The following is a 24,158-nucleotide window of genomic DNA, read 5'->3' as shown; positions in this document are numbered from 1 at the left end:
GAATCCGCCATATTACGGTTTCGTTCCCCCGAACCGCACTATGGCGGATTTCATTTGTTTTGACCTATTATATGTCCTACATCATACATATAAATGATGAAAGTGCCCTTATCGTAAGGGCACTTTTTTTATTCTCTTTTCTTCTATTTCCGTTATTCTTTAAAATTATATAAGACACTTAGTTTAATTTCTGAGAAATGTGTTTATACATTATTCGTGAGTATGCAAGTGAAAAAAGGTAAGTCCATTATTCTACTACAGTGGGGCTGGTGATCGGGTAGCAAGGTCAGGAACGTATGATAAAGAAACAGTCGTCATGACTGCAATGAGAGCATGATATGACTTCGCTTCAGCCTCGCTTTTGAAATAAAAAAATAAATAAAGTGATCCAAAACCAATTATCTTTCGTTCATCTGTGTATGGACGGCAACATTTGATACACACAAAAAAATGTAAATACAAAGGGAGCTTACTTATGAAAATTCAAAAACTAATTGTACCCGCATTAAGTCTTTCTTTACTTCTTCCAACAACAGGAGCATTCGCAGCAACACCAACAACAGCGACTCCTACAGTTAGCACAAAAGCTGCTGACCTTCGTGCAGGACTTGATTACTTACTTTCCGAGCATTTCGCATTAGCTGTTGTTGCAATGACTAAAGCATATGAAGGTGCACCTGATGCTAAACAAGCATACGATGCATTGGATCAAAATGCGCTAGATATGCAACCTGCTATCGAAGCAATTTACGGTAAAGCAGGCGCGGCTGAATTTGAACGAATTTTCCGTGCTCACAACAAATACACAGACAACTTAGTAAAAGCAACTAAAATGGACAACAAAGCAGCTATCAAAAAAGCAGAAGCTCAAGTACAAAGCTTTGTAGATGAGTTCTCCAAATTCCTAGCAACAGCTACAGAAGGCAAATTGCCACAAAAAGCGGCTGCTCAAGCTCTTCGTCTACATGAAGATCAAGTACAAGACGTATTTGAAAAATATGTAGCTGGCGATTACACAGGTGCTTACACAGAATATCGTGAAGGTTTCGCTACAATGTTCACAGTAAGTAAAGCGCTATCAGGAGCAATCGTTGCTCAAAACCCTGCTAAATTCAACAACGGTTCTGTAGATACACCTGCGGCTGACCTACGCTCTGCACTAAACCAATTAGCAGCAGAACACTTTGCATTGTCTGTATTGCAAATGCAAAAACAATACAATGGCGAAGATAAAGATTCTGCAGCATTGATCAAAGCAGAAGCTAGCAACACAGCAGCATTCAAAAAAGCAATCACTTCGATCTATGGTGCAGAAGGTGGTAACCAGTTCGAAAAAATCTGGGTAACCAACCACATCAAAGCACAAAGTGATTATGTAACAGCATTGAAAAAAGGTGACAAAACATCTCTACAAGCTGTAAAAGATCGTATTAGTGATTTCACCACAGAATTCTCTACTTTCTTAGGTACAGCAACAGCAAACAACTTGCCTGCAGCTGCTGCTAAAAAAGCATTAGTCGCTCATGAAGGTCAAGTTCAAATGGTTATCGATAACTATGCTGCTAAGAAATATGAAGCTGCATACAAAGCAGATCGTGAAGGATTCAAAACAATGTTCGGTATCGGCGAAGCTTTGGGTGGCGCAATTGTAAAACAATACCCTGATAAATTCAAAATGACTGCTGCTAAACCTATGCCAGCTAAACCAGCAACACCTGCTAAAGATGCTTCTATGATGACAGTATGGATGAAATTAAACAGCAAACAACTTAAAGTTGGCGACAAAATGACAACAATGGATACAATGCCTATGGTGAAAAACGGTACAACGTACATTCCATTGCGTTACCTTGCAGAAGGTATTGGCGCTAAAGTAGCTTGGGATAAATCTGCTGGTCAAGTTACAGTAATGGCTGGTAAAGATACAATGAAATTCTGGGTTGGTAAAAACACTGTTGATGTTAACGGTAAAACTCAAAAAATCGAAGCAGTATCTATGGTAGATAGCAACGGTAGAACAATGGTTCCTTTACGCTCCATCACTGAATTGCTAGGTTGGGATGTTAAATGGAATAAATCTACTGGTGAAATTACATTAACGAAATCAATGTAATTACTGCTTTCCTTTTATACCTTTCGTATAAAATAGTCTAATCTTATAAAAGGCACTCTTGTTGATTCTGACTAGAGTGCCTTTTTTCGGCTTATTGTCTGTTTTTTCAAATATGGATATGATTCATTAAATTAGTTTATAATAAATTAGTTAACAATAACGTATATAACAGATGATAAAATAGATAAGACTATATTTCGATTCTATTATGAATCTAAGCCAATCGAGGTGTTGCGTATGAAAGACACAATAGAAACGATTAAACAGCAACGAGAATTAGAATTAGAAGTTATCAAGTTACGTTTGCAATCGTATAACCAGCAACAAGTGATCGTTCTTTCGGAGCAAGCGTTAAAACAGAAAACAGAATTTATCGCTATGCTTAGTCATGAAATCAGAACACCTATGAACGGCATTGTCACCATGACCGATTTATTAAAACAAACTACCTTAGAAGAAGATCAACAACATTATGTTAATATTTTGGAATCCAGTAGTGATGCACTAATGGCTCTTGTCGATAATTTGCTAGATATCAGCAAATTAGAATCCGGTCATATGATGATCGAAAAACATCCTTTTGACTTGATAAATACGATTGAAGATCTGGTCTATGCCCTATCTCCCAAAGCGTTCAAAAACAATGTAGAAGTGATTCTTGATATTGAGTCAGATATTCCTTTGTTTGTGATCGGGGATGCACTCAAAATCAGGCAAGTGATTATGAATTTATTACAAAATGCAGTTAAATTCACACACGAAGGTGAAATACTGGTATCGCTATTATTGCTTTCTCCGGTAGAAGATGAGCAAAATCTTACTGTTAAAATTTCTATTCGTGATACAGGGATCGGGATGTCTGAGGAGCAACTAACGCAATTATTTGAAAATTATGTACAGGTTCATCATAATAACGAACATCATCAATACGGAGGTACAGGGCTAGGGCTTGCGATTACTAAAAGCCTTGTCGAATTGATGAAAGGTACAGTGGAAGTCACTAGCAAAAAAGATGTCGGTTCTGAATTTAGTGTCAGTATTGAATTTGAACGATATACTGATCTGCCTTCTATTCCTTTTGAAAAGGATGTACTTAAAGATGTACGCATCTTATTAATAGACAATAATACAACTAGCCTGGAGTTAATTTCGATGATGTTGTCTGATTGGGGCGCAGATGTTAGTGTGATCTCAGAAATGAACGATGTGTTTTTTAATACGATTCAACATGAACATTTCGATGTCTGTCTACTGGATCTGGATAGTATTGATATGGAAGCGTGGGAACATCACCAAGAGATGTTACAAGATAAACCGCTATTTTTGCTTGCCCCACTTGGCAACAAAATAGAAGGTGAATTTAGAGCTTTATTTCAGACGATTATTACCAAACCGATCCGTAAACTACATTTGTTAAATACGATTCTTGCGAAAGCCAAAAAATAAAAGTACAAAAAAACTGCTATACGTATTCAGTTAAGATGAATCGTACAGCAGTTTTTTTTATGTTAATCGATCTCTACAGCTAATACACCATTGAGTAAGTGAAGCTTGCGAATAGGCTTAGTGATTACCGCTTTAAACATATCTTTAAATTCACCTTCCACTTTATCGCCCAGAGGAGCCAATACAGCCAATGGTTGTTTTTTCAAATTTGCTTTTTCGCGTTCCCACAAATGTAGGTTGATCGTACGCAGATCGATTAGAATCAGGTCATACGTACTCTCTTGAATTTCTTCAAAAAATTCATCATTCATCTCCAATCGATACGTTACGCTAGCTCCCCATTCTATCAGTAGATTACAGATTAATTGACTACTGGTCTTATTTTGATCCAGTACCATCACATTCATCAGTGATAATAGATCTTTTTTGAATGGGATGGCAGGCACCTCCATATATTTTTTAAAATTGAATACGATACTTATCTCTGTTCCTATACCCACTTCACTTTTTACTTCGATCTTTCCATTCATTAATTCAATCAACTGCTTTGTAATAGCTAATCCTAACCCTGTTCCGCCGTAATGATGATCATCCGACTCATGAACCTGACTATAATTATGAAAAAGATGAGATAACTGTGTTGCCGACATTCCAATCCCTGTATCACGAATAATGATTTGTACTGAAGCCAGTTCTACAGCAGATTCAAGCATTAGTAATGATATCTGTATCTCGCCTTGATGTGTGAATTTAATCGAATTTTGCACCAGATTCATAATCATTTGTCTTACTTTAAGCGCATCCCCCATCACAAATAAAGGAATCTCCGATTCAATAGCAAGAATCACTTCAACCTCTTTTTGAAAAGCACGCGGAGAAACAGAATAGAGCAAATCTTCTATAACATTAATCAGATCAAAAGGATCATTATCCAGTTGCATCTTACCTGCTTCCATTTTACTCAAATCCAATATATTGTTCACTAAAGATATTAATGTGACATTGCTAGTATTCATTAAATCCAAATAATAGCGCTGTTCTGTATTGACCGAAGTCTGTTCGAGTAGTGCAGTCAATGACAAAATAGCATTCATCGACGTGCGAATCTCATGACTCAACATCGCAAGAAATTCAGCATTGTGTCGTAACGTTTGTTCAGCAAGGTTGCGATATTCAAGATGTTCATCTATTAAAGATTTCAAATGAATATTTTCAACTTCTAATTCCTGGTAACGTATACTCCACTTGCTCCGGTTATTCATTTTTACGCTCCTGATCAATCAGTATGAGATTCACGTTCTCTCTCTATTACCCAATATCAACATTAATATATTACATATTTATAAATATATAATATTTTTCCATTTGTAATACTTATTTATAAATATTTTTGCAAGTATATTTTCGATTGTCCTTTGATCGGAATATCTTTTATTTCTCCAAAGATCACATATCCATATTTCATATAAAAATGCGGAGCTTGCCAACTCATCGTCGTCAATTCACTTATCATAGCGCCCTGTTGTCTTGCTTGATCTTCAATCGCTTGTAATAACTTCGCTCCAACGCCCTGACCTCTATATGCAGGATCAACCGCCAGATATCGAATATAGAGTAACCCCCATGCCATAGCCCCTGTCACTCCACCGATGTATTGTTCCCCTTCATAAGCAGCCAGTGAGAAAGGAATACTTTCATAATCAGGGATATGAAGATCATTATTCATATTGTGCTGATCTAAAAATACTCCAATCTGCGGTACATTGTGATCTAGGGATAGTTCTTGAATATGCAAAAATATCACCTGCTCTTTCGGAGATGGTAGTGGAACAAATCTTAGATTATATTCGTTAAAAGTGTAAGTATACAGTAATTTTTCTAATTATGTATTTAAAACAATCGACTTATAATAAACATATTATAAAGAACCTTTATAACGATTTTGTAAATAACTCTTTTTTTCCATTGGGACAGATCCATAGATTCAATATATGTAAAATAAATAAAAGAGGAGGAACATACATGTTTAAGAAAGCTATATTATTAACAATGATTTTGTTGTTAATACCTATATCAGCATTTGCGTCTTCAATACCTTCTAGCATCGAAGGAGCTATTAAAGAGGATTTAAAAAATCAAAAGACTGAGCTAGATATACTTACAAAAAACTCTAAAAACAATGGTATCGTAAATAAGGGAACAGACCAAAAGACAGAATTAGGTGATGGATATTCTGTCTATATGATTAATACGGCTAATCAAGTAAAAAATGATGTTTATAATAAATCATCGTCATTAGATAATTTTTTACAGTTTAATGGATATTTATTTGTGATTGAAAGTAATAATGTAAGCAAGGCTATTGCTTTTGCAGATCGTGCACCTGATTATAATGAAATTACTCAATTTTCTACAGATACTGATTTTGCTAATCAAATTAAAAAAGCTAAAAGCTTAATTGGTTATAATAAAGATAGTAAAGTTTTGTACGATGGAGCTAATCAGATCGTTGCACTAATTACTAAAAAAGATGCAGTAGAAAAAGTAGCACTTTTAAAAGATAGTATGCTTAATAATATGAATGCTTTTGATGTCTTTAACTCTGAGGATTTTATTGCAAAGATTATTTCATCGCAAGAACAGAGATCAAAAATAGCTGCTATATCTAATGAACCAGTTTCAGGTGGAGGAGTCACAAATCTACCTATAAACAATGAAAGTTCCTTGAGAATCAAACCAGTGATCGTGGTTACTTCTATTTTTCTGTTAGGTTTTATTGTATTTTATTTTAATAAAAAATGAAGTTTTTTCATTTAAGATTTTGTATGAGTAAATTTAATATTTGAAAATCAAAAAAAGGTCTTCCATAAGAGGGAGACCTTTTTTTATTTTGCTATATCAATGCGCTTGATCGCTATGTTGTAAAGGTAATGCTGATGTAGCCGATACTGCTGGCATTGTTGAAACAGTAGATTCGTTATGTTGAGCATGTCCTGAACCGGCAGGTGTTAGTTGGTTTTCTTTTTTGATATAAGCTGTGAAATAAATTCCTGCTACGAAAACCGCTCCACCAGTTAGATTACCTAGCCATACTGGAATAAAGTTCATAAGATACATATCCCAAGAATAATATCCTGCAAAGATTGCTGCTGGAATCAAAAACATATTAGCGACAACGTGCTGAAATCCGATAGCGACAAATGCCATCGTTGGGAACCAGATTCCTAGTATTTTACCACTGATACTGTCTGCGCTATAGGATAACCAGACAGCCAGAGCCACCAACCAGTTACAACCGATCCCGGATAAGAACATTTGTGCAAAGCTTCCTTCTAACTTGTGCCCTGCCATTTCTACCGTTTTGGTTAAGTAAGGACCTGTCTCGGTTAACCCTACTACATGCCCGAAGAAGTAAGCGACAAATAAAGCACCTAATAGATTGGCTACTGTAATAGCTAGTAAATTACGGGCAACTTCTATCGTACTGATCCGCTTCGCCATCCGTGCTAATGGAACAGCCATCATATTACCGGTCAACAATTCTCCACCAGCTACAAGTACCAGAATCAATCCTACAGGGAACAATGCCGCTCCGATAAAGTTAGCAAAACTTCCCCAGGATTCAGGTGTATTGGCGATCACTCGAATATCTAACAAAAATCCTAATGCAATAAAAGCTCCACCCAAAAAACCAAGTACTAACATCTGTATCCATGTCGACTTGGCTTTGATAATTCCAGTCTCAATCGTATTCATTGCAATCTGTTGTGGTTTATAATAAGCCATGTGTTGCATCCCCCTTATAAGCATCTATTTCCGCATAATTAAATTACCTTTTCATATTTCAATTTTAATACAACTACTTTGTGAAAAAAGTAACAAATGTCACTTTGCAAAAAGTTTTGTGAAATTAAGCATAAAAACCTGCACAGTGGGGGAACTGTACAGGCTTTGTTTAGGGGTAGACTTTTATAATGATAAATAGGAGCTTGCCATGATACACATTTACTTTGTTCTTATTTAATTAAGCGTGAACTTCTTGTTGCGTCTGAATTGGTGCTAATGCTTGCAACCCTACTGTATTCAAGTAGTTCCACGGTTTGTTGTAATGTGGTTGGAAGAAGAAGTCGATAAAGGCTAATTGATCGACTGTCATTTGATTTTGGATACAGACAGAGATCGTATTGATCGATTGAGTTAAGTCGACTTTAGACATCAATTGTGCACCTAAGATACGGCGTGTTTCTTTTTCAAAGACTACTTTCAACGTTACCGTCTCATGTGTCGGCATAAATTCTGGACGGTAGTGATCGTGCATGGTGCTTGTTTCTACATTCAAGCCTGCTTCACGAGCGGCTGTCTCGGTCATCCCTGTGCCTGCAATATTATCTTCGTAAATTTTGATACCAGATGTTCCTTGGGTTCCCATATATTCATTGGTCGGTTGAACTAAATTACGAGCAACCAGTGTACCCATACGTACTGCATTGGTAGCTAAAGGAATATAGGCGTGTTTACCTGTAGGATTGTAGAAGATCGCACAGCTATCTCCAGCAGCGAATACATCTTTTTTGCTTGTTTGCATATATTTATCGACTAAGATTGCACCATTGACTAACATATCGACTTGTCCTTTAAGCAATTCAGTATTTGGACGGAATCCGATACATAAGATCACCATATCTGCTTCATGTGTCGCTTTGTCAGTAACGACTGTTGTGACTTTTCCATCTTCACCTGTGAATTTTACCACTTTCTCAGATAGCGCAAGTTCAATGCCATGTTCTTGTAGAGACTCTTCGGTACGATCTGTAAATTCAGGATCAAGATATTTGCTCAAAATACGTTCTTCAGCATCGATCAAAGTGACTTGTTTGCCATTCATTTGGAATGCTTCTACCAGTTCAACACCGATATAACCTGCACCGACAACGACGATGTTTTTAGCATGTTGTGCTTTTTCGATAATCGTATTCGAGTGATTATAGTTTTTGCAAAGTAAAATGTTATCCAGTTCGATCCCTTCAAATTTAGGAACGATCGGCCAAGAACCTGTCGTCATAATTAATTTGTCATACGTATCTGTAAGTTCAATACCTGTAGTCAGGTCACGAGCTTTCAATGTTTTGTTATCTGTATCTATCGCTGTCACTTCATGCAACATTTTAGTCGTTACTCCTAGAGCAGCTAATTGATCTGGAGAAGAGTAAAATAATCCGTCTGGATCATTAACAACGCCACCTACATATAACGCAATCCCGCAAGATAGAAATGAGATATTATCGTTACGTTCATACACAGTGATCTCAGCATCCGGGTATAATTTAGCGGTATTAACAACAGCGGCAGTTCCTGCGTGAGTACATCCTATAACAGCTACTTTCATGGTTTCTTCCTCCTGATAAATCTGTATTTTTATTATTGTAAATTCTTCTTATCCAATGGTGTACAGTCTGTGCTAACTATCCGACAAGTCACATTCAGGTGAATTAAGATGTTAGGAGTAAGAGAAGTGTGTGGTTTCTCTATCTGTCCATCTTCTAGCTGACTGTTCTATTTTTTAATATGGTCTTTTTTCGATTTGTTTAATTTGTGAATTAATTCACCTTGTATTGCTATTATATTGTGATTTTTATCACATTACAAGAGATTTACGATAAGTTCGCAATTTGTTCATATTTTCACAAAGTTTTATAAAGTTATATATAGATATGTTTCTAGTGCGTCATTTTTGATTATCGGGTTTATTTGCTATACATTGGTTATGTTATAGTGAGAACAAATTAGATATAGAGGTGGTTAGTAATATGAGTGCACAATCAAGCAATATCTTGCGTGGTTTGAAAGCTTTATCTGGCCCTTTCCCTACATGGGATACTCAATCTCTACCGGATCGTCCGACAGATCTCTTTTTAGATTGGATGAAATTAGCTATTGAAATGAAGGTTAAAGAACCGCATGCGATGACTATTTCTACTGTCGATTCGGATGGTTTTCCAGATGCACGCGTATTGATTATCAAAGAAGCTAAAGACGATTCTTTTTATTTTGCTACTGGATTGGAAAGTCAGAAAGGTCAACATATCCAGCATAATCCAAAGGTAGCACTAACATTCTACTGGCCGGAGTTAGGCAGACAGATTCGTATTCGAGGTATAGCGGAAGATATGGGGCTTGAAGCAGGAGCTATCGATTTGAGAAGACGTTCCCCTATCGCACGTGCTGTTGCAATGACAGAACGCCAGAGCCAACCTTTAGCAAGCGAAGAAGAATTGGAACGCTCGGTTGCTATGCAAGAACAAAAGATCGAACAAGATCCTGATGTCGTGACACCGAACTGGCGACTATTTGCTGTTCATGCTCAAGAGATCGAATTCTGGCAAGCCGATCCTGATCGCAAACATACACGTTATCAGTATATTCTCCATGATGGGCAATGGACACATCAGCAGTTGTGGCCTTAAAGAGATCGTAGATATTATTTTGCAAATTCGTCTTTCGATCATTTCTAGTGTAAAAGCAAAATCATTTTTATACGATTTTGCTTTTTTATTTTGCATAAAAAATCGGCAGTTTTCTCCTATAGAAGAAAACTACCGATTCGGGATATCTATGATTATTTTATATTAGTTGTGTGCTATACGCATGGCATGTTGATGACGAACTTCGCTCACTTGTTGTTCTTTTTGTACCGCTTCAGCAATATGACCTTCCAGCGCATAAGGCAGACACAAAGGCACTCCACTGCGCGGATCTGTAACGATATCCGCTTCGATACCAAATACGTTACGAAGCACATCACAAGAAACCACTTCTACTGGTGTTCCTTCTGCTACTGCTTTACCATTTTTGATCGCAATCATATGATGAGCATAACGGGACGCATGGTTCAGATCATGCACAACCATTACAATCGTACGTTGAGAGTCAGCATTTAGCTTTTCTAACAATTGCAGTACTTCTAATTGATGCGCCATATCTAAAAAGGTCGTCGGTTCATCCAAAAATAAAATCTCGGTATCTTGCGCAAGTGCCATTGCAATCCAGGCACGTTGACGCTGACCACCGGATAGTTGATCGATAGGACGATCATAGAAATCGACCATACCTGTCGCTTCGATAGCCCATTCTACCATCGCTTTATCTTCTGCTTTCATCGAACCGAATCCTTTTTGATAAGGAAAACGTCCATACGATACCAATTCAGTGACAGTTAATCCTTCAGGTGCTGTCGGATTCTGAGGCAAAATGGCTAATTGCTTGGCAATTTCACGAGTAGATTGTTTGTGGATCGATTTGCCGTCCAGTAATACTGCTCCCGATTTGGGTTGCATAATACGTGCCATCGTTTTCAGTATCGTTGATTTGCCTGAACCATTGGCTCCGACTAATGCTGTAATCTGTCCTTGAGGAATCTGTACACTCAAGTCTTGTACAATCAAACGATCTTCATATGCAATATCAAGCTTAGACGTCATTAAACGAACCATTGTTATCCACCCTTTTCAGTGAACCCGATGTATGATACACCTGACTTCACTCTGTATTTTCAATCTCATATTGAACGATTACCATTCATCATTAGCAACAGCGACACAACTTGTTCATTTTATATTTTGCTTGGTAGTACTGCGCATATCATTTACTGTTATGCTTTGGAACGTGCTAATAAGTATAAGAAGTATGGTGCACCAATAATAGCGACCATTACCCCTGCGGGAATTTCAGAATTTTGCAATAGTGATCGACCAACCATATCTGCTGTTAGCAAAAGTACAGCGCCGATCAATGCAGATACCGGAATCACATGCTCATAACGAGGCCCGACCAGACGACGAGCAATATGCGGACCAAGTAGACCAATAAATCCAATCCCTCCACTCACTGCTACACAAGCGGCGCTAATCGCTACCGCAACGACTAACAATATCATTCTTTGTATATTCAGATGTGAGCCCAGCCCTGTAGCTGTCTCATCTCCCAAAGAGAACACGTCCAATTGTCTTGCTTTCCACAATGCTATCGGAATAAGTACGATTAACCATGGTAATAAAGCAATCACGAATTTCCAGCTACTGCCCCAGATACTTCCAGCTTGCCATGTAGCAATAAAGTTAAATTCATTCGGATCTAATCGAATCGTAAGTACGATCATTAATGCATTAATTCCTGCGGCAAGTGCTATCCCTGATAACACCAGACGTGCAGACGATATTCCTTTATGACGTTTGTATGCCATCAGATAAATAATAATCGCCGCTGCAAAGGCTCCGATTAACGCTAGAAAAGGCAATAACATCGGTGAAGTAGATTCACGTTGCGGATTCGTAACTACATATAATACGACCGCTAATCCTGCTCCCGAGTTAATACCAAGAATCCCCGGATCGGCGAGTCCATTGCGAGATACCCCTTGCAGAATAGCTCCTGCTATCGCTAGGCCAATTCCTACTAACAAAGCAATCACAATTCGGGGCAATCGAAATTCAAATAAAATCAAATGTTGCTTCGGTGTTCCGCCTCCAAATAAAGTACTTAATACTTCCAGTGGAGACATTTTACTAAATCCTGTATTCATGCTTAGCAACAAAACGCCAAAAGCAATCAGTGCTAACACAATTAATGTAATGGTTGTGCGTATCGTACGCTTCCGGTGAAACATCGCTTGATTCACAGATTATCCCTCACTTTCTTCCGAATAATATAGAAGAAGTAAGGCACACCGATTACAGCAATAAGCGCACTAACCGGTGTTTCATGAGGAGGATTACTTAATCGTCCTATCGTATCTGCAAATACCATCAACAATGCTCCTAGAATCGCAGACGTAGGAATCACCCATTTATAATCGACGCCTACCATCGCACGCGCCGCATGCGGGATCATTAGACCTAGAAAGCCTACAGCTCCCACTGTCGATACCGAAGCTCCTGCTAACACCATGACAGCCAGTACAGCGCCTAAGCGTACTAATGCTGTACGTTGTCCCAATCCAGAAGCGACATCATCACCCAGACTGAGAATCGTTATCGAACGAGAAAGGAATAAAGAACCAATTAGCGCTAACAGAATCCACGGCCATAATATATCTACTTGCGACCATGTAACCCCTGCGACACCACCGGCATACCAGAACGCTATATCTTGTGAGATTCGAAAATACAACGCAATCCCTTCTGATAATGCGACTAATAAAGCTGCAACTGCTGATCCTGCTAATGCCAGACGTACCGGACTCAGTCCACCTTTGGCAAGTGAACCGATTCCATAGACCAGCCCTACACCAAGCGCTGCTCCTGCAAAAGAGAACAGAATTAATTGATTAAATGACAGCCCTGGAAAAAAAGCAAAACAAAGTGCTAATACAAATCCTGCTCCTGCATTAACCCCGAGTAACCCCGGGTCTGCGATTGGGTTGCGTGTCATTCCTTGCATCAATGCGCCGGATACAGCAAAAGCCGCTCCCACCAGTGCACCTGCAATCGTACGTGGTAAGCGAAGTTCCCAAATGATTTGATGATCACTATTTGAAGGATTAAAAGCCACTAACGCTTGCCAGACTTCTTCAAGCGGAATATCTTTACTTCCTTTTGCAATTGAAAATGCACAACCTAATATCAACAGGACAAGCCCACCGATGATGATCGAAATTGCTGTGTAAGGACGCGACCATATCTGCTCTTTAGGTGAGGTCTGTCTGCCTTTCACAACATTGCTGCGATTCATAAGCAAGCCTCTTTCTACATCAAAATCTATGTTTTCATTTATAGTCGTTGTTATAAAAGCTATAATTGCATATGTTTAAAGATACTGATAATCATTATCATTTGTCAACACTTATCACAAAAAAACGTCTAAATTCCTCTATTTTTAGAGAATTTAGACGTTTTTAACTTTTGACTATTATTCTTTTTTAGCTAAATACTATTCACAAAGTCTAAATGTACTTCATTTTATGCCAAAATGTCACCTTAAAATAAGCTCCAATCGAACTCTTTAGATAGACGCTCTAACAAATGCACACCTGCGATACTATTGCCTCTTTTGTTCAATGAAGGCCCTACCAATCCGATGCCATACTGTCCGGGAACCATCGTCAAGATTCCACCTGACACTCCACTTTTAGCAGGCAGACCGACATCGATCGCAAATTCTCCAGAAGCATTGTACATCCCGCATGTAATCATAAATGTTTTGGCTATCTGTACATAACGACGTGGAATCAATTCTTCACCAGAACAAGGATCTACACCGTCAAAAGCAAGTACAAGCGCCATCCGCGCCAGATCTGCACAATTCACTTCAATCGAACAATGACGGAAATACACTTCCAATACATCATCTACCGGATCTTTAATAATCCCATTTTGCTTGAGAAAATAAGCCAGAGAACGATTCAAATGACCGGATTCTGTCTCTGATTCATAGACTGCCAAATTGTAATCGATTTTATCATTCGCTGCGAGCTTGCGGAAAAATTGAAGCACACGCTCTGACTTTTCTTGCGGATTCTCACCTGAAATCAATGAAGATACAGTGATCGCTCCTGCATTAATCAACGGATTAAACGGAATTCCTGGCTCTACCAATTCTAATTTGATCATCGAATCAAAATCATCGCCTGTCGGTTCTTTTCCTACATTAAAAAATACAGCTTCTTCTCCATGATCCATCAGTGCCAGTATTAGAGTAAATACTTTGGATATACTTTGCATGGTAAAAGGAATACCACAATCTCCTGCTGAGATCACTTTTCCTTGTGAATCGGCGATAAAAATACCTAAAGCATCTTGTGAAGATTTGGCAAGCTCTGGAATATAAGAAGCTACCTTTCCCTGACTGGTATGCAGACGGCTAGTTTCTAACCAATCAGGCAATAATGTTTTTAATCGTTCCATCTGTTCTTGACTCATCGATAGTCCTCCTTCAAATACCTACTTATTTCTATATGTTAATGAGTGTATTGTGATCTCATCATTTCAAATTTTATTTTCTTCATCATCTTATACTAATCTTGATCGAAATTATACTGCTGTCTAATCGATGCTTTACGAATAATCTGAATATACGTTAACATAAACATATGTGTGTTTAACGCTTACATATTTGAAGATAGAAGGTGCATCTATGATTGCTTTGCTAAAATATTTAAAGCCTTATCGTACTGCCGCATTACTGGCTCCTTTGTTAATGATGGTCGAAGTGATCATGGACTTAATGCAACCCAAATTAGTCGCTAGTATTGTCGATCAAGGAATTATGAAAGGCGATCTCGGTCATATTCAGCAGACCGGATTACTGATGATTGGGCTCGCTTTGATCGGGATGTTAGGCGGGATCGGCTGTACCATCTATGCCAGTATCGCTTCTCAACATTTTGGTGCAGATATTCGGGCAGAGTTGTTCCAGCATATTCAGCGCTTTTCTTTTCACAATCTAGATCGCTTTTCTTCGGGTTCTTTAATTACACGACTGACAAATGATGTTGTGCAATTGCAGAATTTAGTGTTAATGGCTTTGCGTATGTTAGTGCGTTCCCCTCTATTATCTATCGGTAGTCTGATTATGGCATTTACGATTAGTGTTAAATTAGCGATTATTTTGTTGATTGCTATGCCTATTTTGCTGGTGACATTGATATGGATTATGCGGACAGCTTTTCCTATTTTCAGCCGGGTACAAGCAGAGTTAGATCAGGTCAATACAGTGACTCAAGAGAATCTAGCAGGGATTCGGGTGATCAAAGCTTTTGTACGGGCTATTCATGAAAATAAACGATATGATGTCGTCAATCAAGATTATACGAATATCGCGATCAAAGCGAATCGAGTAGTTGCTCTAATCGGGCCAATTATGATGTTAATTATGGATGTCTGTATTGTAGCTGTGCTCTGGTTCGGGGGTGGACTCACCAAAACAGGTGCTTTGCCTGTAGGTGATCTGATCGCTTTTATCAACTATGCAACACAGGTACTCATGTCTCTTATGATGTTGAGTATGACTCTGATGTCTGTGTCTCGTGCTACTGCTTCAGCAGAACGGATCAATGAAGTATTGCATACCGAACCTGATATTAGTGCGCCTGCTCAACCGATCACACCTGATCCACATCAAAAAGGACGACTTGAATTTCAAAATGTTTCTTTTGCTTATGATGCTCATTCTCCTGCGGTATTGGATCAGATTAGCTTTGTTGCTACAGCAGGACAGACGATTGCGATTCTAGGAGCTACCGGTGCAGGCAAGTCCAGTCTGGTTCATCTGATTCCGCGGATGTATGATGTCACCAGTGGAGCTGTATTGGTCAATGATGTAGATGTACAACAATGGGATCTAGATCAACTACGCAGTTCTATCGGAATCGTGTTGCAACAAGCATTATTATTTAGCGGTAGTATCCGTGATAATATTCGTTACGGTAGACCAAATGCATCACAAGAAGAAGTAGAATCGGCTGCTAAAGCGGCGCAAGCTCATGAGTTTATAGAAAAACTGCCTGAAGGTTATAATACGTTACTCGGACAACGGGGAGTTAATTTATCAGGAGGTCAAAAACAGCGTCTATCTATCGCACGTGCCTTACTGATTCAGCCTCCACTTCTTATCATGGATGATAGCACCAGCGCTGTCGATCTGCGTACAGAAGCATTGATCCAAAAAGCGCTTGAAGAACGATTATCTGCCAGTACACGCTTGATTATTGCTCAGCGTATCACTTCTGTACTGGATGCTGACCTGATATTGATTATGGAAGATGGTCAAATTATTGATCGTGGCGATCATGCTTACTTGATCAAGCATAGTACAGCCTATCAAGAAATATATCGTTCGCAATTAGGACAGGAGGTTGAAGCTCATGGGTAATCCGATGATGCCCGGTAGAGCCGGGCGATCAAATAGCGCTCCTGTCAAAGCCAAAAATGCCAAAGGAACAGTACGCCGTCTCTGGGATTATTTACGTCAACAACGCAAAGGTCTTTTGCTTGTATTTCTATTGACGTTACTCGGGACAGCATTCAATCTGATTACTCCCTATTTGCTGGGAACAGTCGCTTTTGATCGCTACATTTTAACAGGTAATTATGCAGGTTTAGCTCAGCTTTGTGTATGGTTACTCGCTCTATATGTAGTCGCTAGTCTGACCAGTTGGGTACAAGCGTATATTATGACTGCTGTCTCACAACAGACAGTATTTCAGATTAGACGTGATCTATTCAAACATCTACATGACTTGCCATTGCGCTTTTTCGATACACATAGCAGTGGTGATCTGATGAGTCGCTCTACCAATGATATAGAAAATGTAACGACCACACTCAATCAAAGTGTTGTACAGATCATGACCAGTGCTTTTACTCTGGTCGGTACGCTGACTATTATGTTAGTGCTCAATATTTGGTTAACACTGGTTACACTCGTGACTGTACCGATTATGTTCTGGCTCACACGATTGATCACCCGTCATACCCGTCGCTATTTTGGAGCGCAACAAAAAGAATTAGGCGGACTCAATGGATATATCGAAGAAACGGTATCCGGTCAAAAGGTTGTCAAAGCCTATGTTCAAGAATCTCGTAGCCTTGCTGAATTTAACGATATTAATCACCGCTTACTGCATGCTAGTATTCGCGCACAGAGCTGGTCAGGCAATATTGGACCGGTCATGAATCTGGTGAACAATATTAGTTATGCGTTGATTGCTTTGTCGGGTGGATGGCTATTTTTACAAGGAATGACCAGTGTAGGGGTAATCGTCAGTTTTCTTAGTTATTCCAAGCAATTCAGTCGACCGATCAATGAACTGGCAAATCAATTCAATCTCCTGCAATCTGCTATTGCAGGAGCCGAACGTGTATTTGAAGTACTGGACGAGCGTCCTGAAAGTACGGATGATGAGAAAACAGCTGTACACCAATTGCCTGCTCAAGTGCATGGTGAAGTGATCTTTGACCATGTTCAATTTAGCTACAAAGCAGGCTCACCCATTTTGCGAGACGTATCGCTAACCGCTAAGCCCGGGCAGACGATTGCTCTTGTTGGTCCTACTGGAGCAGGTAAAACAACGATTATTAATTTGCTCACTCGTTTCTACGAAATTGATAGCGGTACAATTACGATCGATGGTGAAGATATTCGTCTACTGGATAAAGAAAATTTGCGTAGCCGGATCGGGATTGTGTTGCAAGATGCTTATTTATTTTCCGGTACAGTACGCGATAATATTCGTTATGGACGGTTGGAAGCCACCGATCAAGAGATTGAAGAAGCCGCCAAGCTGGCGAATGCCCATTCCTTTATTCACAAATTACCAGAAGGCTATGATTCGATTCTCTCCGCAGACGGAAGCAATCTGAGTCAAGGGCAACGCCAATTGCTAACGATAGCCCGCGCGATTCTTGCGAATCCCTCGGTGCTTATTCTGGATGAAGCAACCAGTAGTGTGGACACACGTACAGAAATGTATATTCAGACAGCGATGAAGCAATTGATGCAAGGACGTACTAGCTTTATTATTGCTCACAGGCTGAGTACGATTCGTGAAGCTGATCAGATTCTGGTCATCCAGAGTGGTGAAGTGGTAGAGCGTGGAACTCATGATGAACTACTTCAAGCAGGTGGATTCTATCATGATCTGTACCAAAGTCAGTTCAATCGAGTGGTGTAGTGGAGTTAAGTGGATCATTTTCACTTCAATAAGCGTATATGGTTCTTGGATTGTCACATTTATAGATCACAGTAGCTGATCGAATAACAGTCTATTGTAAAATACAATAAAGAATAAACCTCTAGCGTGTGAATACTCTAGCGGGTTATTCTTTGTTTTTTATGATTTTAGGCTGTTTGTTTTGTAGCTTTATATTTTCAGTTAACGATTGGTATCTACTAATTCACCAGGATTCTCTGTATTCCGAGTGATATTGATAATAATCAAAAAGTTAGATTTTTGTTTAGATTTTGATACTTTTACGACTTGATGCACTTCTACATAATCATGTTCATACTGCTTCTGACTACGTACAATCTCTTGAAGAGTATTTGCTAAAGAAGTCTGCTCCCAATTAGCAACAGTAAGATCGATATATGTTTGGAATTTTTGAATCGTCATTGTGTTATCCATTTCTTATTGAGTGATTGATCTGTAGATTATACATCTTAGTCCGTTACGGTTGATTTCACTTTGCTTTCTTTACGTCCACCGAATTTGAATACAAGTATTCCACAAATAATAACTAGAACCCCGATCAATTTCGCCGGTGTAAAAGGAATCTTTTCTAATCCTAACCAGCCCAGCGAATCCCACAATAGTGCGGTTCCAAGCTGTGCTGTGAGTACGATCGAGATCGCATATGTAGGGCCTAATCGTCTCATTCCTTGCACCAGACAGAACACAACACCGACACCGATCATGCCGCTGAACCAGTACCATAATTGCACATGTTGAAGAGTAAATGTATTTTTCCCTTCAAAGATCAGACTTGCTAGTAACGATGCCACAAATCCCATAAATAGGACTAACATCGTTGTTGTCCATGAACCTGTTCGTTCATTGACTTTATTATTAAATACAGTCTGCATACTTACCAATGCTCCTGCAATCGCCGCCAAAACAATACCAAATAATATCATGTCACTGCTCCTACCTGTTTAATCTATAATTACTCATAAATATTATGCCCTGCTAATGATTCTAACCCTGCTCGATTCTGAATGATTAGATACTCTGACGTGCGCTTGACCAATCCATCATAAGCTAATTTCTGAATCACACGATTGAGATGTCGATAACTGGTACCGATCAGATTGGCTACATCGACCAGACTGGAAATACGCAATTCTTCATAACCATCTGCTGGATCTTCATCACAAGCTACAGACAACATATAACTGGCTAACCGAATTTCTACCGGATACATGAGATTAAAGCGAGAATAGTTAGAACTGCTATAAAATTTACGGGTCATCATTTGTAGCAAAAATTGCAGTAAAGGTACATGATCACTACCATATTGAACTAACCATTTACGATGAATACGCAGAAAGTGTACCGAAGATACTGCTTCAACCGTATTAATCACTTTATCGTTGCCATTGATATATTCGACATCACCTATAAATTCAAGCGGGGTTTTGAAGCATAGAATTAATGTTTTGCCTTCTTGTGAAGTCGTATAAATTTTGATCTTCCCATGAACCAATATGTCCAGATGCTCAATATCATCACCTTGCGTGCACAAAATATCTCCTTGTTCCAAGCGGAATACCGATAGATATGGAAATAAAACTTGAGGAAAATGGGCTCCCAAATCGTGCAACTTCCAGTAATACTCAACCTGCGCTTGATCTTGATTATCGTTCATCGTATTTGCTCACCTTTTTGCTCAGAATTTCAAAATAATTACACCTGCAATCATCATCGCCAGCCCTATAAATTGAGGCATCTTCATCTTCTGCTTCACGACACCGAACCAACCGTTAATATCAATAATAAAGGTTAGACACAACTGAGCAATCAATAGCGCCGAAATCGTTAACGTTACCCCGATCTGCTGTATAGCGGTAACTTCGGTAAAAATAATAATCGCAGCAAATGCACCACCTGCTAAATAAAGAGGTTTGACCTTTTTATAATCGCCAAGCTTTCCATCACGTACAAATAACCAGATCAAGGCAGCGATAATAAAGCCTGTTAACTGCGTAATCGTAGCGGCTTGCCATGTTCCAATATCTTGACTGATACGTGTATTCGCTACCCCTTGTAACGTGATACAAGCTCCGCCTAATAAAGCAAATAAAATTCCTTTCATCGTTGCTAATTCTCCTTATGATTTAGACATTTCTTTGTACTCTTATTAAAAACGATCTTTCCCTTAGAGATAAAGGACATATGTCCCAAACCTCATCATAAAAAATCCCCTTTACGATCAAAGGGGATAAAATAGGACTATTAACGTTTGCCACCACGACGAGCATTATCTGACGGACGACCAGAAGAACGACCACCGCTACTAGGCTTGCCTGTAGAAGGACGGTTGTTGCGTCCACCGTTACTGCTGCCATTTTTGCCATAGGTACGTTCTCCACGAGCACTACCTGTGCCTTCACTACGACGTCCACCAGCGTTGCTGTTACTTCCAGCTCCACCGTATTCGCGTGTACGATCTGAATCGCCTGACGAAATTGTACGACCTTTAGAAGCATCTCTGCGGAAAGAAGGAGCATCGTCTGTGCGACGTGTTGCTCTTGGAGCAGAACCACTACCTGAACGTGCTTGATCTTTGCGACCATAACTACGTTCCGGGCGTTCACTACGAGCACTTGACTCTTTTGCTTCTGGACGAGCAGTCGTACGTGCAGAAGGTGTAGATTCTCTGCGTTCTCCACGTTTACCTGTACCACCCTTACTTGCAAAACGATCACGTTCTGAAGTAGAAGAAGAACGACCACGACCGCCTGAAGATTCTTCGCGATAAGCACCACGACGTGCATCTCCACGTTTACCATCTTTTTTGCGATCTTGATCACGAGATTTATGATTAGCACGTCTGCCTGCTTTGGCTTCTACATTAGACAGCAATTCACCAGAATCATCTGACTCTATCGATGTGCGAGCAATTTGACGCTCTAATTTCTGTGAAGTGCCTTGTTCGATTGCTTGTAATTCATCACGATCATGCGGAGTCACAAATGTGATCGCTTTTCCTGTTTCACCTGCACGACCTGTACGTCCGATACGGTGAATATAATACTCAGCATCTTGAGGAATATCGTAGTTGAATACATGTGTTATTCCTTCTACATCAATACCACGAGCCGCTACATCAGTTGCAACCAGTAATTGCAATTTCGCTTCACGGAACGCGCGCATGACTTGCTCGCGTTTGTTTTGAGACAAATCGCCATGAAGTTCATCCGAAGAATAACCCAGTTCTTTAAGCTGTTGATTCAGTTCAGCCGCCCGTTTTTTGGTACGACAGAAAATCACCGCTAGATATGGTTTTTCTTTTTCCAAATATTCACGCAATGCAGGTAGCTTACCACGAGGAGTACACTCTACCACTAATTGACGGATCAATTTCAAAGGAACACTTTCAGCAGGGCCAACACGAATATCTTTTGGTGTACGCATATATTGCGCAGATAGACGACGAATACCGTCAGGAATTGTTGCTGAAAATAACATCGTTTGACGTGCTGGAGAAGTAGCATTAATCATTTTTTCAACATCAGGTAAAAATCCCATGTGTAGCATTTGATCCGCTTCATCCAGTACCAGTGTACGAATCTTCGTTAGATCCAGTGTACCTCTACCCATATGGTCAATCAGACGACCCGGTGTACCTACAACAAGGTGACATCCACCTTCAAGCTTGCGTAATTGACGTTCTACATCTTGTCCACCATAAGCAGCAAGAATACGTACACCTTCATAAGCAGCGGCTAATTTGTTTGCTTCCGTTGCAATCTGTAGAGCCAACTCACGTGTTGGTGCTATGATTAGCGCTTGAGGTGCTCCAACGGCGTTCAAGTTTAACTTTTCAAAAATTGGTAGTAAAAACGCTAACGTTTTACCTGTACCTGTTTTGGCTTGAACGATTGCGTCTCCGCCTTTAAGTAATCCCGGAATCGACATCTGCTGTACTTCGGTAGGCTGTGTGATTCCACTGGAAGCCATAAGCTCTACGACATTCGGCGAGATGCCGAACTCATTAAAATTTTTCAACTCTATTCACCCATTCTTGTGATCTTTATTCAGCAGCATTTCAAAAAATGCTCTCGTAAAAAGAAGCACCGGTAGATACCGATGCTTACATCTATAACGTCATTTAAAAGTCCGTAGTATGCCATTTTGGATAAACTGCTCTAGCGTCAATATACCGCTTATTTCTAGTTACGTCAATGTCCTGAAGACAATGCAGTTGTTCCTAATTTTTCAAGCAAGAGACGACTTTCTTCATTTAAGCCACGAATATGCACTTCTTTATTCATAGCTTTATACTTTTCTTTGACTTTGGTAATCCCGATAACAGCCGAGTGATCCCAAATATGCGAACGGGTAAAGTCGATCACAATCTGTTCTGGATCATCATTTGGCACAAATTGATCTACAAAATAACTCATCGTCCCAAAAAACATCGGTCCACTCACTTCATAGACTTTCACCTGTGCTGGTTGTGCTGTGCCCTGTTCTATAGAAGAAGTTGTATTCTGTTCTACTTTGTTCAATAGATTAGGGTTAGAGATGATATTGCCTGATTCCATCGTTGCAGTGATATGAATACGAGACATTTTCCAACCAAATAGCAATGCACTCATGACTACACCTACGCCGACACCGATAGAAAGGTTATCTGTAGCCACGACAATAGCAACTACCGTCACCATAATAATCGCTTCTGACAAAGGAATCTTATGAATCGTCACTAATGAGCGCCAGCTAAAGGTACCAATAGATACCATAACCATAACACCAACCAGAGCACCCATCGGTACTTCACGTACAATATTACCGAGTACTAACAATAAGAATAATAAAAATACCCCTGCGGTTAATGTAGACAATCGTCCACGTCCACCGGATTTGATATTAATTACCGATTGTCCGATCATCGCACAACCTGCCATACCGCCAAAAAATCCGTTAACGATATTAGCAATTCCTTGTCCGCGAGCTTCTCGATTTTTATCGCTTTTGCTATCTGTCATTTCATCTAATATCGTTGCAGTTAACAGCGATTCCAATAGACCGACAAAAGCAAGCGAAATTGAATATGGTAAAATAATCAGCAACATATCCAAAGATACATCGATCATTGGTAAATGAAAAACAGGCGGTTGATTCGATAATTGCCCCATATCGCCTACGGTCCGTACATCCAAATGAAGGAAATACGTTAATAATGACATCACAATAATCGCCACCAGTGGTGCAGGTACTGCTTTCGTAAAGCGTGGCAAAATATAGACAATCGCCAGCGTTCCTATCACCATCGCATACATAATCCAGTTCGCCCCAACAAACTGTGGCAATTGCGCCATAAAAATAACAATCGCCAGTGCATTAACAAATCCAGTCATCACTGATTGGGGGATAAAGGTAATAAATCGCCCGATCTTAAACCAGCCGAGTAATACCTGAAAAATACCTGCTAAGATCGTGGCTGCGAATAAATATTCAACACCATGATCGCGTACAAGATCAACTACCAGTACTGCCATTGCGCCTGTAGCCGCCGAGATCATCCCGCTGCGTCCACCTGCAATAGAGATAACGATTGCGATACAGATTGAAGCATATAATCCAACCATTGGATCAACACCAGCAATAATCGAGAATCCGATCGCTTCGGGAATAAGAGCCAAGGCTACAGTAATACCGGCAAGAAGGTCTCCCCGAACATTACCAAACCATTGTTGTTGTAGATTCATGATCATCCTCTTTCCTTGTGTGGAACATAACGAATCTGCCCGGACGTTAAAAACTTTCCGAACGAATATCGCAGACAGTATTCATTATGATATTAAATTCAAAATAAGTAGATTGCTTTCCTCTCGCGGGAAAACAGGAGCCGTAGGTACAGATAGATTTTTATTATACAAA

At 39.6% G+C, this 24,158-nt stretch carries 20 protein-coding genes; 6 read left to right on the top strand and 14 right to left on the bottom strand.

Annotated features, from left to right (window positions below; translation table 11 throughout):
* The first annotated feature begins 475 nt into the window (after positions 1–475).
* Together QCD85_RS19405 and QCD85_RS19400 are read left to right on the top strand one after the other, a co-directional pair.
* Positions 476–2,113 (top strand): copper amine oxidase N-terminal domain-containing protein, encoded by a 1,638-nt coding sequence (locus tag QCD85_RS19405; RefSeq protein ID WP_273613824.1) that lies wholly within the window; start codon positions 476–478, stop codon positions 2,111–2,113.
* Positions 2,114–2,350: 237 nt separating this feature from the next.
* The gene (locus QCD85_RS19400) at positions 2,351–3,559 is read left to right on the top strand and encodes an ATP-binding response regulator (protein ID WP_301263627.1); all 1,209 of its coding nucleotides are present in this window, start codon (positions 2,351–2,353) and stop codon (positions 3,557–3,559) included.
* A gap of 62 nt (positions 3,560–3,621) precedes the next feature.
* Here QCD85_RS19400 and QCD85_RS19395 read toward each other — a convergent pair whose 3' ends face one another.
* Positions 3,622–4,821, bottom strand: a complete 1,200-nt coding sequence (locus QCD85_RS19395) for a sensor histidine kinase (protein WP_301263626.1) — start codon at positions 4,819–4,821, stop codon at positions 3,622–3,624.
* A gap of 116 nt (positions 4,822–4,937) precedes the next feature.
* Entirely contained in the window at positions 4,938–5,354 is a 417-nt protein-coding gene (locus QCD85_RS19390; protein ID WP_301263625.1) for a GNAT family N-acetyltransferase, read from the bottom strand.
* 227 nt (positions 5,355–5,581) lie between these two features.
* On the opposite strand from QCD85_RS19390, the gene QCD85_RS19385 reads away from it, so the two are divergent.
* Positions 5,582–6,361, top strand: coding sequence for a hypothetical protein (locus QCD85_RS19385; protein ID WP_301263624.1), 780 nt, complete (start codon positions 5,582–5,584; stop codon positions 6,359–6,361).
* A 96-nt stretch (positions 6,362–6,457) separates the two neighbouring features.
* On the opposite strand, the gene QCD85_RS19380 is transcribed toward QCD85_RS19385, so the two are convergent.
* Both QCD85_RS19380 and QCD85_RS19375 read right to left on the bottom strand, forming a co-directional pair.
* Complete coding sequence (locus QCD85_RS19380; RefSeq protein WP_301263623.1) at positions 6,458–7,345, bottom strand: formate/nitrite transporter family protein; 888 nt, start codon at positions 7,343–7,345, stop codon at positions 6,458–6,460.
* 238 nt (positions 7,346–7,583) lie between these two features.
* A complete protein-coding gene (locus QCD85_RS19375) occupies positions 7,584–8,945 on the bottom strand; it encodes an FAD-dependent oxidoreductase (protein ID WP_301263622.1) in 1,362 nt (453 codons plus the stop codon).
* Positions 8,946–9,366: 421 nt separating this feature from the next.
* Here QCD85_RS19375 and QCD85_RS19370 point away from each other — a divergent pair, with 421 nt between their 5' ends.
* The gene (locus QCD85_RS19370) at positions 9,367–10,023 is read left to right on the top strand and encodes a pyridoxine/pyridoxamine 5'-phosphate oxidase (RefSeq protein ID WP_301263621.1); all 657 of its coding nucleotides are present in this window, start codon (positions 9,367–9,369) and stop codon (positions 10,021–10,023) included.
* Positions 10,024–10,185: 162 nt separating this feature from the next.
* On the opposite strand, the gene QCD85_RS19365 is transcribed toward QCD85_RS19370, so the two are convergent.
* The 4 genes from QCD85_RS19365 to glsA form a co-directional block, all read right to left on the bottom strand.
* Complete coding sequence (locus QCD85_RS19365) at positions 10,186–11,049, bottom strand: ABC transporter ATP-binding protein (protein WP_273613831.1); 864 nt, start codon at positions 11,047–11,049, stop codon at positions 10,186–10,188.
* A 158-nt stretch (positions 11,050–11,207) separates the two neighbouring features.
* Positions 11,208–12,221 carry a FecCD family ABC transporter permease gene (locus QCD85_RS19360; RefSeq protein ID WP_373462052.1) on the bottom strand — a complete coding sequence of 338 codons (1,014 nt, stop codon included), beginning with the start codon at positions 12,219–12,221 and terminating at the stop codon, positions 11,208–11,210.
* Positions 12,222–12,229: 8 nt separating this feature from the next.
* Positions 12,230–13,285, bottom strand: a complete 1,056-nt coding sequence (locus tag QCD85_RS19355) for a FecCD family ABC transporter permease (protein WP_273613833.1) — start codon at positions 13,283–13,285, stop codon at positions 12,230–12,232.
* Positions 13,286–13,530: 245 nt separating this feature from the next.
* Positions 13,531–14,472 carry a glutaminase A gene (gene glsA / locus QCD85_RS19350; protein WP_204826224.1) on the bottom strand — a complete coding sequence of 314 codons (942 nt, stop codon included), beginning with the start codon at positions 14,470–14,472 and terminating at the stop codon, positions 13,531–13,533.
* A 214-nt stretch (positions 14,473–14,686) separates the two neighbouring features.
* On the opposite strand from glsA, the gene QCD85_RS19345 reads away from it, so the two are divergent.
* Positions 14,687–16,423, top strand: a complete 1,737-nt coding sequence (locus QCD85_RS19345) for an ABC transporter ATP-binding protein (protein ID WP_301263620.1) — start codon at positions 14,687–14,689, stop codon at positions 16,421–16,423.
* Positions 16,416–18,224 (top strand): ABC transporter ATP-binding protein, encoded by a 1,809-nt coding sequence (locus tag QCD85_RS19340; protein ID WP_301263619.1) that lies wholly within the window; start codon positions 16,416–16,418, stop codon positions 18,222–18,224. Before QCD85_RS19345 ends, QCD85_RS19340 begins: the two co-directional genes overlap by 8 nt.
* Before the next feature lie 201 nt (positions 18,225–18,425).
* On the opposite strand, the gene QCD85_RS19335 is transcribed toward QCD85_RS19340, so the two are convergent.
* The 6 genes from QCD85_RS19335 to QCD85_RS19310 form a co-directional block, all read right to left on the bottom strand.
* Positions 18,426–18,665 carry a hypothetical protein gene (locus tag QCD85_RS19335; RefSeq protein ID WP_301263618.1) on the bottom strand — a complete coding sequence of 80 codons (240 nt, stop codon included), beginning with the start codon at positions 18,663–18,665 and terminating at the stop codon, positions 18,426–18,428.
* Positions 18,666–18,712: 47 nt separating this feature from the next.
* Positions 18,713–19,183: a DMT family transporter gene (locus QCD85_RS19330; RefSeq protein WP_301263667.1), complete on the bottom strand. Its 471-nt coding sequence runs from the start codon at positions 19,181–19,183 to the stop codon at positions 18,713–18,715.
* Between the two features lie 32 nt (positions 19,184–19,215).
* Complete coding sequence (locus QCD85_RS19325) at positions 19,216–19,917, bottom strand: Crp/Fnr family transcriptional regulator (protein ID WP_301263617.1); 702 nt, start codon at positions 19,915–19,917, stop codon at positions 19,216–19,218.
* Positions 19,918–19,938: 21 nt separating this feature from the next.
* Positions 19,939–20,364: a DMT family transporter gene (locus tag QCD85_RS19320; RefSeq protein ID WP_273613837.1), complete on the bottom strand. Its 426-nt coding sequence runs from the start codon at positions 20,362–20,364 to the stop codon at positions 19,939–19,941.
* A 140-nt stretch (positions 20,365–20,504) separates the two neighbouring features.
* Entirely contained in the window at positions 20,505–22,280 is a 1,776-nt protein-coding gene (locus QCD85_RS19315; protein ID WP_301263616.1) for a DEAD/DEAH box helicase, read from the bottom strand.
* A gap of 173 nt (positions 22,281–22,453) precedes the next feature.
* Positions 22,454–23,986, bottom strand: a complete 1,533-nt coding sequence (locus tag QCD85_RS19310; protein ID WP_301263615.1) for a SulP family inorganic anion transporter — start codon at positions 23,984–23,986, stop codon at positions 22,454–22,456.
* Between the last annotated feature and the right edge of the window lie 172 nt (positions 23,987–24,158).

This window comes from Paenibacillus sp. PsM32, assembly GCF_030433815.1.
Taxonomy (GTDB): Bacteria; Bacillota; Bacilli; order Paenibacillales; family Paenibacillaceae; genus Saccharibacillus; species Saccharibacillus kyungheensis.
Note: the sequence above shows the minus strand (reverse complement) of the source record. Positions and strands in the feature narration are given on the sequence as shown.